This is a genomic window from Alcanivorax sp., assembly GCF_040119285.1.
Lineage (GTDB): Bacteria > Pseudomonadota > Gammaproteobacteria > Pseudomonadales > Alcanivoracaceae > Alcanivorax.
Genome location: NZ_JBEDTY010000014.1, coordinates 21,952 through 36,313 on the forward strand (window position 1 = coordinate 21,952; position 14,362 = coordinate 36,313).

Consider the following 14,362-nt stretch of genomic DNA (forward strand, 5'->3'; position numbering starts at 1 on the left):
CCAAGGGGAGGGATTCTTGATCTTAGTATCCACATGGAAAATACTGGATAAATCTTTGTTAATAAAGGAATTTTAGATAAAAAATAGGGTTGCCTTGCGTGGCTGGAGACGGGGAAAATATTCCCGCTACTCCGTCGTGAAAGGGGTGGCGTGGGGCCCATGCTATGGTACTCTGCGCCCCCTTTAGCAGTGGGCGTAATCAGGCGTTCGGCTTGCGTTTGAGATGGGGTGACAGACTAGGAGATCACCATGAAAGCAGTGGTTAAGTGGCAGGGTGACGCCTGCTATGAGGCGGAGACAGAAAGTGGCCATAAGGTGCTGATGGATGGCCCGCCGGATCATGGTGGTCAGAACCGTGGGCCGCGCCCCATGGAGACCCTGCTGCTGGGGGTGGGTGGCTGTTCTTCCTTTGATGTGATTCATATTCTCAAGAAATCTCGCCAGGACGTGACCGACTGCCAGTGTGAGCTGACCGCAGAGCGTGCTGATGAAGTGCCTGCGGTGTTTAGCAAGATTCACCTGCATTTTATTGTCAGCGGTAACAGCTTGAAGGAAGCCCATGTGAAAAGGGCGGTCGAGCTGTCGGCAGAGAAATACTGTTCTGCCAGCATCATGCTGACACGCGGTGGTGTCGAGATCACTCATAGTTATATTATTGAAGACTGAGGTGCCCAGCGGGCGTCTTGGTAATGCAATGCACCGGCCAAGCCGGTGATTGGCGGCACCTATGGGGGTGTTGCAAACAAGGTAGCCGCAAAGGTTGCGGTGGTGTGTTTGTCTTAACGTGGCGATGAAACGCCCATAGGGTACGGCTGTGGTGAAAGATCCCAATCCCAAGATTACGGTTCACGGTTTTAATAACCTGACCAAATCCTTGAGTTTTAATATTTTTGATATCGCTTACGCAAAGACAGAACAGCACCGTCAGGAATATATCGAATATATTGACGAGTTGTATAACGCGGAGCGTCTCACCGAGATTCTCACCAACGTAACCAAAATCATTGGCGCCAACATTCTGAATGTAGCCCGCCAGGATTATGAGCCTCAGGGTGCCAGCGTGACCATGCTGATTGCTGAGCATGAAACACCACCCGTTGGAACTGACTGGGACGAAGAAGCGCCGGGGCCGTTGCCAGAGACGGTCGTTGCTCACTTGGATAAGAGCCATGTGACGGTACATACCTATCCAGAGTCGCACCCGGATAATGGTATCTCCACTTTTCGAGTAGATGTGGACGTGTCGACCTGTGGGGTGATCTCCCCGCTGCGTGCGCTGAACTACCTGATCCACAGCTTCGATTCCGATATTGTCACCGTGGATTACCGGGTGCGTGGAATGACTCGTGATCTGGATGGCACCAAGCACTACATTGATCACGATATCAATTCGATCCAGAACTTCCTGACGGAAGATACCCAGAACGCTTATCAGATGATCGACGTGAATGTGTATCAGGAAAATATCTTCCACACCAAGATGCTGCTGAAGGACTTCGATATTGATAACTACCTGTTTGGCGCCGGTAGCGATGAGTTCGAGCAAACCGAGTTAGACCAGATTGAAGAGCGGCTGAAGACAGAGATGCTGGAAATTTTCTATAGCCGTAACTTGGGATAAGCCCACAATAAGGTTTCACGCAACGCGCAGAATAAGAAAGCCGCACCCAAAGAGTGCGGCTTTTTTGTTGTTAAACGCCGCTACAGCGTGGTTAGAGCGTTGATTAGATCCTGTAGGTGGTGAATGTCATCACCTTACTCATTAGCGTCATGGCGTGGCGTACCGGTGGGGGGAGCTCGGCGCCGCCGGCGTCCTTGGCGGTGACCGCGTGCTTGAGTTCGTCGGTTTTCATTTGCGCAAGAATGGCGCGGGTGCGCAGGTCGCTTTCTGGCACCTGGTACAGGTGGGATTCCAGGTGTTTGACTACTTGATTCTCTGTTTCGGTGACAAAGCCTAGGCTCCAGCGGTCGCCGATCAGGCCAGCGGTGGCGCCCACTGCATAGCTCATCGCATAGAACAGCGGATTAAGCTTGCTGGGCACGCCGCCGAGCTCCTGAATGCGCTCTTCGCACCAGGCTAGATGGTCTTCCTCTTCCCGTGCGGATTCTTCCATGGCGTGGCGAATATGCGGCAGGCTGGCGGTACTGGCTTGGCCTTGATAGAGCGCCTGGGCGCAGACTTCTCCGGTATGGTTAATACGCATTAGCCCCAGCACGTGTCGGCGCTGGTCGCTGGGCAGGGTGCCGGCTTCCGGGGCGTCCGCGACTGGAGCGGCATGGGCGGGCGTTCGCTCTGCCTTGGTGGTGCCAGGGGTTAGGGTGCGCAGGGCGTTATCAGCGCGGGCGAGTAGCTTGTCCAGTGGAGACAGTCGGCGTTCAGTCATGGCAAATTATCGCTGGCAGGCAAGCAAGCCACAGGCTTGCACGCGTGAAAAGTGAGTGGCTCCTAGTGTAGCCTAAGAATGGCTGAATTGAAGCACCCTACCGACTAGACAACATAACAAGGGCCTGTGTGCCAGCGTATTGCGTGAAGCGTGCAAGCAATAATGCATGAGTGACCTGAATGACCTGAAGATGCTGTTGGAGTCCCGCTATCCCATTGTGGTGATTGAAACCTGGGAAGAGCTGCGGGCGCTGGATTTGATTCGTCGCTTGGGCATGCGTGAGGGCAGACCAGTGTTTGCCTGGAATGCGGTGGATGGCTTACGCAGGCTGGAGTTGGAACAGAGCCCCAGCCAAAAACACACCATTGAGCCCGATGCCATGCTGGGACAGATCCGCGCTACTAACGAGCCGGGCATCTATGCGCTGTGTGATTTGCACCCCTACCTGGACGGGGAGCCAAAGCCTATACGCTTGATCAAGGAAATCGCGCTCCATCATGAGCGTTTACACCACACCCTGGTGCTGGTTAGCCACGAATTCACCATCCCGCCTGAGTTACGCCGCTATTGCACACGTTTTAAATTGTCCATGCCGGATGAAAAGCAGCTGGAGCATATTGTTCAGGACGAAGCGCGCCGCTTCAAAAAGGAACGCGGCGAGCGGGTTCGTGCCGACAGAGCTTCATTGGATCGGTTGGTGCGCAATCTGCGCGGGTTGAGCGTGGAGGATGCTCGCAAATTGGCCCGTGGGGCCATTATCCATGATGGGGCTATCACCGAGGAGGATTTGCCGGAGGTGAATAAGGCCAAGTTTGCACTAATGGAAATGGACGGGGTGCTTAGCTATGAATACGACACCGACAGCTTTGCCAATGTGGGGGGGCTGCAGGGCCTGAAAGATTGGTTGGGCAAGCGCGAAGGCGCCTTTCATGATAGTCCGGTCCAAGGCATCGACTCGCCCCGTGGGGTGATGCTGGTAGGTGTGCAGGGTGGAGGTAAAAGCTTGGCCGCCAAGTCGGTGGCGGGGCTATGGGGTTTACCATTGTTGCGGTTGGATATGGGCGCCATATACAACAAATTTTTCGGTGAGTCCGAGCGTAATGTGCGTGAGGCCTTGGCCATGGCGGAAACTATGTCGCCTTGTGTGTTGTGGATAGACGAAATCGAGAAGGGCATTGCGGTAGGAGATAACGATGGGGGTACTTCCCGCCGGGTGCTGGGCACGTTGTTAACGTGGATGGCAGAAAACCGCAGCAAAGTATTTATGGTGGCGACGGCTAACGATATTGAACGGTTGCCCCCAGAGCTTATTCGCAAGGGACGACTGGACGAAATTTTCTTTGTTGATTTGCCTTCCTGTGAGGTGCGTGAAGACATTTTTTGCATCCACCTGAACAAACGTGGGCAGCAGGCCACGGCCTTCGATTTGTCGCGTTTAGCTCAGTGCAGCGATGGTTTTACTGGCGCCGAAATAGAGCAGGCAGTGGTGGCCGGGTTATACAGTGCAGGGGCAGGAAATCAGCCCCTGGATCAGACCTTGCTGGAAGCGGAGCTGGCGGCCACGGTGCCATTGTCGGTGACCATGGCGGAATCGCTGGGCCGCCTGCGGCAGTGGTGTCAGGGGCGAGCGGTCAGTGCCGGGGGGTGACTCTGATTTGTTAGAGAACTGCTGAATAACGCCTTGTGGACTCAGCCTTTCAAGGCGGCTCGCAATCTATACACGGGACACAGAGAGCGGGGGCTGAAGGACACATCTGCAGTGCTTTGTCGTTAGGAAAGAGAGCCGCTTTACCCGTCGGGACAAAACATAACCGGCTAGCCTTGTGGCCATGCTGAGTACGCAAGGCGTTATTCAGCAGTTCCTTATTAGGGCGGGCCTCCAGGTTCCAGTGCGCCGCTTGTTTAGTCGGGTGTGCCGTCGTTGGCGAGCTGTGGTGTTGCATCCGTTTTGTGAGTCTGAGTGAAGCGTACCAGCGTATCGCGTAACACATTGAGTTCTACGGGTTTGGGCAGATGGGCATTCATGCCGGCGGCCAGGCTGCGGTCTTTGTGCTCACGCAAAATGTGGGCGGTCAGGGCCACAATCGGCACCGCCGGCAAGGCTTGTTTTTGCTCGTGCTCTCGAATCATTCGGGTGGCTTCGAAGCCATCCATCTCAGGCATTTCGCAATCCATCAAAATTAGGTCGTAACGCGTTTTGCTGGCCAGTTCCAAAGCTTCTTTGCCGTTGGAGGCGATGTCTGCTTTCAGGCCTAATTTGCCGAGCATACCGCGAATCACTTTCTGACTCAGATAGTGGTCTTCCGCCACCAGCAATTTCAGGCCAGGGTCCGGTTGGTGGGGAGGTTGGGGCGGTGAGTCTGGAGACTGCTTGCCTAGCCCCAACTCTTCTGCCAAGGCTTGGCGCAGCCGCGGAGCGGAAACGGGTTTTGAGAGCACCCGGTGGATCCCCACGTTACGAGCCTGAGTGGCGGTGGGGGCGTTGTTGATGCCGGTGAGCATTACTAGCACGGTGGGATGCACAATCACCGGGTCTTCATGGATACGAGCAGCCAGCTGCATGCCATCCATGCCGGGCATGTGGTGATCAAGAACCACGATATCGTACGGTTCATTGATATTGGCTTGGGTACGCAATGAGGCGAGTGCTTCGCGGGGGTCGTGGCAAGCCGTGACGCGCATGCCCCAGGACAGGGCGTGGTGACGCAGTACTCGAGTTACTGTGGTGGAATCGTCGACGACCAGCAGGCTGCGTCCAGCGAGCTGGGAGGTATCCACGTTTGAGCTTGGCGTTGGGGAGTTTTCCGCCGGTAGTGGAACCACGAACCAGTAATGCACATCTCTGTTATCTCGCAAGGTGCCTAGCCGTCCGCCCAGCACCTCTACTAGCTGCTCAGCAATGGCTAGGCTCAAGTGGCTGCTTTCACTCTGTTTTTGGTTGTCTCGAAGCCGGTTAAGGGTTTCTTCGCTCATGGCGCTGCCGGTGAACCCGAAGCGGACCCGGTCGGCCTGGCCGGTGGGCTCCATGGATACGTCGACTACCAGTTCGCCGGGGTGGCCGTGGCGAATCAGGGCGCCCATAAGATTGGTGACGATCTGGCGTAGCCGTCCGGCATCCCCGATGACCCGGGTGGGCACGTTGGTATGTACATGAGTAATCAATTCGATCTGTTTTTCTTCGGACCGCTCCTTGAACAGGTCGATGGCTTCCATGATCAGGTCGTGGATATCCAGTACGCTATGGTTGATGTCTGTGCCACGGGTGGAAAGCTGGGAGTGCTCAAGCACGTCATTGATGATGCGCAGCAGATTGTCGCCGGCATTCTGGATGGAACTCACGCATTCACGCTGGTTGGGTGTTAGCGGGGTGTCAGCGAGGATTTCCGCCATGCCGAGAATGCCGCTGAGAGGAGTACGTACATCATGGCCGATCCGGGACAGGGTTTCTCGGCGGGTGGCATCCACGGTTTCCGCCACGGCTTGTGAGCGCGTTTGTTCGATATGAAGGAGCGCCCGGTGGCGATGGCTGACCCTCAAGCCGACCCCCAACGTTACCGCTTCCAGGATGGTGCTGGCCAGCAACCACTGTGGCAGTTCTGCATTGGTTTGCAGAACACCCAGGTAGGCAAGGCACACTAGCATGGTAGGGCCGCTCACCAGCACGGTAGTAAAAAAAAATAGCCCACCGCCATTTAACTCCCAATGCCAACAGGTATAGCCCAGGAACAGTAATAAAAAGGCAGCCAAACTCACGCTGACGAAGCTGATACTGGCTGCCAAGGTAACCGGCAATACTAATGTCAGGGGTATCAGAGCCAATGCTCCCCATTTCAACAATTGGGTGCTGCGATGCAAAAGCGGGGCTATCTCTGAAAGATCGAAGAAGGAGCGTGCCACTCCGGCGGTGGAAAATAGAGTGAGCATCATCATGGTGAACAGGATGCGAGGTTGAACGGAGCTGTTTTCTGTCAGTGAGAGGGGAAGAAACCCTGCCAAGATTAGACTGATGGCGAGAATGCCGAGAATAAAACCGCAATGGTAAAAGTAGGTTTTTCCTCCACGCATGATGCCGGCGATCAGATTGTAGATGGCGAGGATGAGCAGTGCCCCGGTGAGGACCATGTAGACCGCCGTGGAGGCACTTTGTTTTTCCAAGTGGGCGTTAATGCTGTTCAGGGTTAGACCATAGGTGAGATGCCCATGTGGCTGGAGCTGCAAATAAATCAGCTGCGGCTCGCCGGTGGGCAGGTGTAGCCTGTAGCTAACATCTCGCCCGGGGATGCGTTGCTCTTTACCGGCCTGGTGGTAATGGCCATCAGAATCGGGCTGGAATACGCGTGCATCCGGGTTGCCTTTAAGGGTGAGCGCGAAGTCCTGCTTGTTGCTCAGCTCATTCTGCAGGGCCACGCGCACCCACCATTTGCCATCACTAATCCCCAATCGTTCGATATAGCGAGTGGCGGGCTGAAAGTGGTTGCTGATTGGGGGCTGGCGGATGGTGGAGATATCACCCTCTTCATTGGTGTCAGGGTAATATTCAGAATAGATGGTAATGCGCGCTTGATCAGGCTCGCTATGAACCACGAAGGGGGGGGGGATATCTGCAAAAACCGCATTGGTGCTGGCCCACAGGACCAGCACCAAGAGAAAGAATAGTGGTTTAGGCCTGTACAGTCTCAGTATGGACTTCTTCTGTTGCATCCGCTGGTTTTCCCCGGTCAAGCACATAGGCGTTCAAGCCTGCTTCGGAGAGGATATAGGCTCCAAGCTCACTACGTCGACCATCACCGCATACCACATAGAAAAAATCTTTCTCCAGGCTCTGGACGGCGCGGCGTAATTCATTGAGTGGCAGGTTGCGGGCACCGGGAGTGCGGTCATGGCGGAATTCCATGGGCAAACGGACATCCACCAGAATACAGGCAGTGTCGGCCTCCAGCACCATGGTATCCAGCTCGTCTTCGGTGAGATGGCGAATCACCGAATCCTGCAGAATCGCTTGGAAATCATTTTTACCCAGACACATGAGTATACCATCGCTGGTCATGGTGATCGTCGCGTTACGGGGGCTGTCACTGATCAGGGCATCTTCACCAAAAAAACGGCCAGCAGAAAGGGCGGCGAGGGTTTCCTGTTTGGCGCCCTTGGTGCGGGTGACCATGGCTTTGCCTTGTTTGATCACGAACAGGATGTCGCCGTCGTCGCCTTCGCGGACAATGGTTTCACCTAACTGAACTTCGCGCTCCTCGAATTTCACGAACAGGCTGTGGATCATGGCCGGGGGCACGGCGGAGAACAGTTCCGATGAAAGCAGCGCGTCCATCCAGTCCCGTTCATTTGCATCGCCCTCATCGTCAAGCATGGACTCGGCGGCTTGGGTCCACGTCATCAGCAGGTCGAGCTTGTTGCGGTCGATGGCATACAAAGTGGTGGCTTCGGCGGTTATCGCATTGATGGTGTGTTCGGCGTAGTTGTCGATAGCCAGGTAATTTTCATCGTCGTCAGCGGCAAAATGGCGTACTTGAAAACTGGCATCGGTGAGATCCAGTGAACCTTGAATCAGGAAGTAGGCCTTGTCGCTGCTTTGGCCGCGCTTGAACAGGAGTCGACCGGGGCCAATCTTGATGACGTTGATTTGGCCCTGGATTTCATTGCGGTGGGATTCGCTCAGGCAGTCAAAAGGAATGAAATTCTCAAGACGTGACATATCCGCCGTTTGATTCGACATGGCAACCCCCCTAAGGTGTGTGGGTGGGTGAGCCGGAGTCGGCTCACCTTTAATTCTTAGTTGCCTGTACTTTATGCTTTTTCGCGTGCGACTGCACGGTAGCCAATGTCGGAACGGTATTGGGCGTCACGCCATGTGATCTGCTTCACACCTTCGTAGGCGTTGGCCTGGGCTTCACCGACGGTGTCGCCGACACCGGTAACGCAGAGCACCCGACCGCCACTGGTGAGGACTTGGCCCTCTTTTTCGGCGGTCCCGGCGTGGAAGACCTTCACAGTATTAGAATCGGCCTGGTCCAGCCCCTTGATGGCATCCCCCTTGTTGTAGCTGTCCGGGTAGCCGCCAGCGGCCATCACCACACCTAGCGTGGGTCGCGGGTCCCAGCGTATCTCGGCCTTGTCCAGCTTGCCTTCCAGCGCAGCCAAACACAGGCTGGCCAGATCGGATTGCAGGCGCATCATGATTGGCTGGGTTTCCGGGTCGCCAAAGCGACAGTTATACTCAATCACCTTGGGAGCGCCTTCCGGGTTGATCATCAGCCCCGCGTACAGGAAGCCAGTATAAGGCATGCCCTCGGCGGCCATGCCTTCCACGGTGGGGGTGATGACTTCGTCCATGATTCGCTGGTAGACCGCGTCGGTGACCACCGGGGCCGGGGAGTAAGCGCCCATGCCGCCGGTGTTGGGGCCCGTGTCGCCGTCGCCGGCACGCTTGTGATCCTGGCTGGTAGCCATGGGCAGAACGTTTTTGCCATCGACCATGACGATGAAGCTGGCTTCTTCGCCTTCGAGAAACTCTTCGATCACTACACGGTGGCCGGCATCGCCAAATTTGTTGCCGTCCAGCATGTCGCGTACGGCATCTTCCGCTTCCTGCAGAGTCATGGCGACGATGACGCCTTTGCCTGCGGCCAGACCATCGGCCTTGATCACGATAGGGGCGCCCTGTTCGCGTACGTAGGCCAATGCCTCATCCATGTCAGTGAAGTTACCGTAGGCGCCGGTAGGGATATTCTGGCGAGCCAGAAAATCCTTGGTGAAGGCTTTGGAGCCTTCCAGTTGCGCCGCCGCCTTGCTCGGGCCGAAGCATTTCAGGTCATTTTCCTGGAAGGTGTCGACCAAACCCTCTACCAGAGGCGCTTCCGGGCCAACAATGGTCAGGTCGATGCTATTGTCTTTGGCAAAGGCCAGCAGCCCGGGTTGATCCAGTACGTCCAGGGCCACATTTTTCAGCTTGGCCTCGCGGGCGGTACCGGCGTTGCCGGGAGCAACGAAGACAGTTTCTACCTGTTCGGCTTGAGCCACTTTCCATGCCAGCGCATGCTCGCGGCCACCGCCGCCAATGATGAGTACCTTCATGGGGTGATCCATTTGCTATGAATGGTTAATCCTGATCGCATGTCGTGATCGGCGATGAGCTTGACGCCAGACGCCCAACGCGGGACCGGAGGGTCGCTTCATGCGTTGGACGTTTGACGGCCAGTGTTAATGCCTGAAATGGCGCATGCCGGTGAAGACCATGGCCATGCCGGCTTCATCGGCGGCAGCAATGACTTCTTCATCACGGATCGAACCGCCGGGCTGGATCACGCAGCTGATCCCTACCTTGGCGGCGTTGTCGATGCCGTCGCGGAACGGGAAAAAAGCATCGGAGGCCATCACCGAGCCCTCCACTTGCAGGCCGGCATGTTCAGCCTTGATAGCCGCGATGCGTGCAGAATTCACTCGGCTCATCTGGCCGGCGCCTACGCCTATGGTCTGACGGTCTTTGGCGTAGACAATGGCATTGGATTTGACGAACTTGGCGACTTTCCAGGCGAAGATCAGGTCGTGCATTTCGGCTTCGGTGGGCGCGCGCTTGGTGACCACTTTCAATTCACTTTCGGTGATCATTGTGAGGTCGCGATCTTGCACCAACAGCCCGCCGTTGACGCGCTTGTAGTCCAGGCCGGAAGCCTCTACACCCTCCATTTCACCACACACCAGTACCCGCACATTTTTCTTAGCGGTGGTGATGGCCAGGGCTTCTTCGGTGACGCTGGGGGCGATGATCACTTCCACAAATTGGCGATCGACGATGGCCTGGGCGGTGGCGGCATCCAGTTTGCGGTTGAAAGCGATGATGCCGCCGAAGGCGGATTCGGTATCGGTGGCGAAGGCCAGATCATAGGCTGTGGTAATGCCATCCAGGCTCACCGCCACACCACAGGGGTTGGCGTGCTTGACGATCACACAGGCGGGCTTGGTAAAGCCTTTTACGCATTCTAGCGCGGCGTCGGTGTCGGCAATGTTATTGTAGCTTAGCTCTTTGCCCTGCAGCTGTTTTGCGGTGGCGATGGATGCCGGAGCCGGGTTGCGCTCGGTGTAGAAAGCCGCTTTCTGGTGCGGGTTCTCGCCATAACGCATATTCTGGGTTTTTTCGAAGTTCAGGTTGATGGTACGCGGAAAGTCGTCATTGTTTTCGCCCACCTTTTTGCCAAAGTAGTTGGCGATGGCACTGTCATAGGCGGCGGTGTGTTCGAACGCCTTGATGGCCAGGTCAAAACGCAAGTCATCAGACAGCCCGCCGTTGTTGGCGGCCATGTCGTCGAGTACGCGCTGGTAGTCGGCGGCGTCAGTGACAATGCCAACGCTGGCATTGTTCTTGGCGGCAGAGCGAACCATGGCCGGGCCGCCAATGTCGATGTTCTCGATGGCGTCTTCCAGAGAGCAATCCGGGTTGGCCACGGTGGCCTCGAAGGGGTAAAGGTTGACCACCACCAGATCAATGGGGCTGATGTCGTTGTCGGCCATGACCTGCTCGTCCTGGCCGCGACGACCAAGGATGCCGCCATGCACTTTCGGGTGCAGGGTTTTCACCCGGCCGGCCATCATTTCCGGGAAACCGGTGTAGTCGGAGACTTCGCGCACGGCGACGCCGGCCTCCTGCAGTTTCTTGAAGGTCCCGCCTGTGGACAATAGTTCCACGCCCTTGTCGGCCAAGGCCTGGGCGAATTCGACGATACCGGTTTTATCGGAAACACTGATCAGTGCACGTTCAACATTGCTCATGGGGTTTCACCAAGTTGCGTAGTCTTAATTAATACGAGGGCTAGAAACAAAAAAAGGGCAGTGTGGTCACTGCCCTTGGTGTCACCGGTCTGTATTACAACAGGCCGTACTGCTTGAGTTTCTTGCGCAGAGTGCCGCGGTTCAGGCCCAGCAGTTCAGCGGCTTTGGTCTGGTTACCACGGGTGTACTCGAGCACTTTCTCAAGCAGGGGAATTTCCATTTCAGCCAGCACCATCGGGTAGAGCTCGCTCACGGCTTCGCCGTCCAGCTGGTTGAAATAATCGTTTAGCGAACGTCGCACACAATTGCGCAGCGTGTCGTGGGTTTCGCTGCGCGCAATAGTAAGATGCGGCTGCTTTCGTGCTTCAGCGGTGTTCATTTCAGTAAGTGTCCGTGCAGCGGCTGTGTTAACTGAAGAAAGGGTCATGCGGCCAGGGCTCCGTTTTTCTTCCGGGCAGACACCTCGCCATAACGACCGAAGCGAACCCGGTCGGTAGTGGCGCTTATCTGTTGGAAAAACTGCTCGATTGCCACGCGTTGATCGGTGGCATTTTCCAGTGTGTTAAACCCGCGCCGGAAGTCTTCCCCATTGGGCAGGTTCTGTGTGTACCAGCCCAGGTGCTTGCGTGCGATACGTACCCCCATGAACTCACCATAAAAATGATGCAGCTCGCACAGGTGCTGTTGCACGCAATCATGGACTTCCGTTACTAACGGCGCTGCGGGCAGCGAGCCGTGCTCGAGGTAATACAGGGTGTCCCGGAAGATCCACGGGTTACCCTGAGCAGCGCGGCCGATCATGATACCACCGGCGCCAGTGGATTCCAGTACCCGTTTGGCTTTTTCCGGGCTATCCACGTCCCCATTGGCCATTACCGGAATATTCACCGCATCCACCACCTGTTGGATAGTGGCGTATTCGGCGTCACCGTTGAACTTGTCGGCGCGGGTGCGCCCATGAATGGCAAGGGCCTGGATGCCGGCGGCTTCGGCGATGCGGGCAATGTCGATGGCATTGCGCTGATCGCGATCAGGGCCGGTGCGGATTTTCAGGGTAACGGGCACATCTACCGCCCGGGTCACGGCATCGAGGATGCGTGCGACCAGTTCCGGGTCGGCCAGCAGGGCAGAGCCGGCCGCGCGTTTACACACTTTTTTTGCCGGGCAGCCCATATTGATGTCAATAATTTGGGCGCCATGGTCCACGTTGGCACGGGCCGCTTCCGCCAGCATTGCCGGCTCTCCGCCAGCAATCTGTACCGAGATGGGGCCCGGTTCGCCGCTATGGTCCAACCGTTGGCGAGACTTTCGAGAGTTCCACAGACGGGTGTCTGAGGTCACCATTTCCGACACCAGCAGGCCGGCCCCCAGATCCCTGCACAAACGCCGGAAAGGACGGTCCGTGACGCCGGCCATGGGGGCCAGGATCAGGGAGTTGGGCAGGTTGTAGGGTCCGATCTGCATGGCGCCGGGCTTAGGGTGTCTAAGAGGGGGAACAATGATAGAGATCGGTGGCCAGGGATGAAAGGCCCGTTTGCTATTAGGCGACGGGCTGTTGATCTTACTTGTGGTGTGGGGGGCACCACGGATTGGTATGAAAAACACTTGTAGTGCCTGATTAATCGACGGGCTGACGAGGATGGCGATCTGCAGCATGACAGTGCCTGAAGCTGAACGCGGAATGCTGAGGTGAGGAACGGGCAGCTGCTCGATAGTTAATGATTTTGGCTCTTTGTAATAGAGCGTAATGGCAGACGAGCGGGAGGGATCATGGCTAAAATCTCACGCCAGGGATTTAGGCAACAGGCGCCGGGCTCTCTGGGCGGAATTCTCAAGGAAAGTCGCGCTGTTCATATCATTCTCTCAAATCCACGATGAACGTTTTAGCGTTGGGAGAGCTGCTCGTGTGGCTGAGGGCGTGGCAGCAGCAGGCGCAAATTGTAGTTCACCGCCTTGTCGCCGGGGTCTACAACTTCCAGCGAAATATGCAGCGGTGTGCGAACGGGCATGGTGTCCATGCCGCGTAGTTCCCCTTGCAGGTATTCCTGGGGGGTAAAGCGGCGGCTGGCCACCGGGCCGCCATTCAGGGCGCTAAAGCTCAACTCCAGCTCCGGAAAAGGCTGTGGATACTTGGCTTCATTGAACAGGATCGCGTCAACAATCAACGCATTGGCGTAGTCGGGGTGGCTGCGAATCACTAGGTTGGTGCCGCGTACCTGGGTGATATCGGAGCGGCTCGGTAGCTGGCAGCCAAGTATGCCGCAGGCTTGTTGGTACATAGGGTGCCATTGCGGGTTACGGGCCAAATCGTCGAAATTGAAGAAGGCGTATTGCCCTACTAATGCGAACAGGGCGATAGCCGAGAGAGAGGTCCATTTGACCAGGCCGCCCCAGTCCCGTTGCTGGCGGAAAGGGGCATTACGTTCGCGAACGGGTTTTCCAATAGGGAGCGGTTCTTCATAACGGTCGTCACCAAACAGGCCCAGCCCGCCAAACAAGCTGTCATCGTCGGCTTCTGGTGGGGCGTGCGATTGTGACTGCTGCGCGGTTTTTGCGCTCGGGGCGCCGGGTGTGTGTTGCGCTTGCTGCTTTGGTGGCGGTGAGTCGCTGGAGGGTGGCGTGGATGAGACGGGAACATCACCGGGTGTGTTGGCGTTGGCTGCAGCGGGATCGTCTTCTTCCAATTCCTGCAGAAGTGCTTCTGCCCAGGATTCGTCGGCATTTTCATTGTGAGTGGCGCGGCCTGCGCCCTGCATGTCGGCGAAGTCCTCGCCCAACCCGTTGCTGGAATCGCCTGCGTCAAGATTCATGAACGAATCGCTAAGTTCCATGCCCTGAATACTTAGGCTATTGGAATCGGCATCATCATGGCCAAACGTTTGTTCTGTTTCGGGGTGGGAGGGGGCGCTCTCGGACCCGTCCAATGCCCCGGCCCAACGGTCATGGGGGACTGTCTGCTGGGCTGTTGGGGAATTGATCAGGTAATCGCTGGCTTGAAAAATCTGCAAGCAGGAGCCACACCGCACTGCACCACGGGCCTGTTTCAGGTGTTCGTCGGTAATCTTGAACTGGGCTGCACAATGGGGGCAGCGGGTCTTGTATTGGGTGGCCATGGCTTTCGCCTGAATTGTTATTGGACTAGAGACAACACGTTGTACGCAACCGCTTTCACCTAACCTTGGCATTCCGGAAGTGCGTAC

The 14,362-nt window shown here is 56.5% G+C and carries 11 protein-coding genes; 3 read left to right on the forward strand and 8 right to left on the reverse strand.

Going from position 1 to position 14,362, the window contains the following annotated elements; all coding sequences use genetic code 11:
* Positions 1-249 precede the first annotated feature (249 nt).
* Positions 250-666, forward strand: a complete 417-nt coding sequence (locus ABNH10_RS04405; RefSeq protein WP_349384903.1) for an OsmC family protein — start codon at positions 250-252, stop codon at positions 664-666.
* Positions 667-814: 148 nt separating this feature from the next.
* Positions 815-1,621, forward strand: a complete 807-nt coding sequence (speD, locus tag ABNH10_RS04410; RefSeq protein WP_502877114.1) for an adenosylmethionine decarboxylase — start codon at positions 815-817, stop codon at positions 1,619-1,621.
* Between the two features lie 103 nt (positions 1,622-1,724).
* Here speD and coq7 read toward each other — a convergent pair whose 3' ends face one another.
* Positions 1,725-2,384 (reverse strand): 2-polyprenyl-3-methyl-6-methoxy-1,4-benzoquinone monooxygenase, encoded by a 660-nt coding sequence (coq7, locus tag ABNH10_RS04415; RefSeq protein WP_349384904.1) that lies wholly within the window; start codon positions 2,382-2,384, stop codon positions 1,725-1,727.
* A gap of 166 nt (positions 2,385-2,550) precedes the next feature.
* On the opposite strand from coq7, the gene ABNH10_RS04420 reads away from it, so the two are divergent.
* Positions 2,551-4,032: a Ycf46 family AAA ATPase gene (locus ABNH10_RS04420; RefSeq protein WP_349384905.1), complete on the forward strand. Its 1,482-nt coding sequence runs from the start codon at positions 2,551-2,553 to the stop codon at positions 4,030-4,032.
* 254 nt (positions 4,033-4,286) lie between these two features.
* On the opposite strand, the gene ABNH10_RS04425 is transcribed toward ABNH10_RS04420, so the two are convergent.
* The 7 genes from ABNH10_RS04425 to ABNH10_RS04455 all read right to left on the reverse strand — a co-directional run bounded on the left by ABNH10_RS04425 (position 4,287) and on the right by ABNH10_RS04455 (position 14,275).
* A complete protein-coding gene (locus ABNH10_RS04425; RefSeq protein ID WP_349384906.1) occupies positions 4,287-7,085 on the reverse strand; it encodes a hybrid sensor histidine kinase/response regulator in 2,799 nt (932 codons plus the stop codon).
* Positions 7,045-8,112: a cyclic nucleotide-binding domain-containing protein gene (locus ABNH10_RS04430; RefSeq protein ID WP_349384907.1), complete on the reverse strand. Its 1,068-nt coding sequence runs from the start codon at positions 8,110-8,112 to the stop codon at positions 7,045-7,047. The genes ABNH10_RS04425 and ABNH10_RS04430 overlap by 41 nt, the downstream gene beginning before the upstream one ends.
* A gap of 71 nt (positions 8,113-8,183) precedes the next feature.
* A complete protein-coding gene (gene purD / locus ABNH10_RS04435) occupies positions 8,184-9,470 on the reverse strand; it encodes a phosphoribosylamine--glycine ligase (RefSeq protein WP_349384908.1) in 1,287 nt (428 codons plus the stop codon).
* Positions 9,471-9,596: 126 nt separating this feature from the next.
* Complete coding sequence (gene purH / locus ABNH10_RS04440) at positions 9,597-11,162, reverse strand: bifunctional phosphoribosylaminoimidazolecarboxamide formyltransferase/IMP cyclohydrolase (protein ID WP_349384909.1); 1,566 nt, start codon at positions 11,160-11,162, stop codon at positions 9,597-9,599.
* A 94-nt stretch (positions 11,163-11,256) separates the two neighbouring features.
* Complete coding sequence (gene fis, locus ABNH10_RS04445; protein WP_007148571.1) at positions 11,257-11,541, reverse strand: DNA-binding transcriptional regulator Fis; 285 nt, start codon at positions 11,539-11,541, stop codon at positions 11,257-11,259.
* A gap of 44 nt (positions 11,542-11,585) precedes the next feature.
* Positions 11,586-12,626, reverse strand: a complete 1,041-nt coding sequence (dusB, locus tag ABNH10_RS04450; RefSeq protein ID WP_349384933.1) for a tRNA dihydrouridine synthase DusB — start codon at positions 12,624-12,626, stop codon at positions 11,586-11,588.
* Positions 12,627-13,045: 419 nt separating this feature from the next.
* Complete coding sequence (locus ABNH10_RS04455; protein WP_349384910.1) at positions 13,046-14,275, reverse strand: zinc-ribbon and DUF3426 domain-containing protein; 1,230 nt, start codon at positions 14,273-14,275, stop codon at positions 13,046-13,048.
* Between the last annotated feature and the right edge of the window lie 87 nt (positions 14,276-14,362).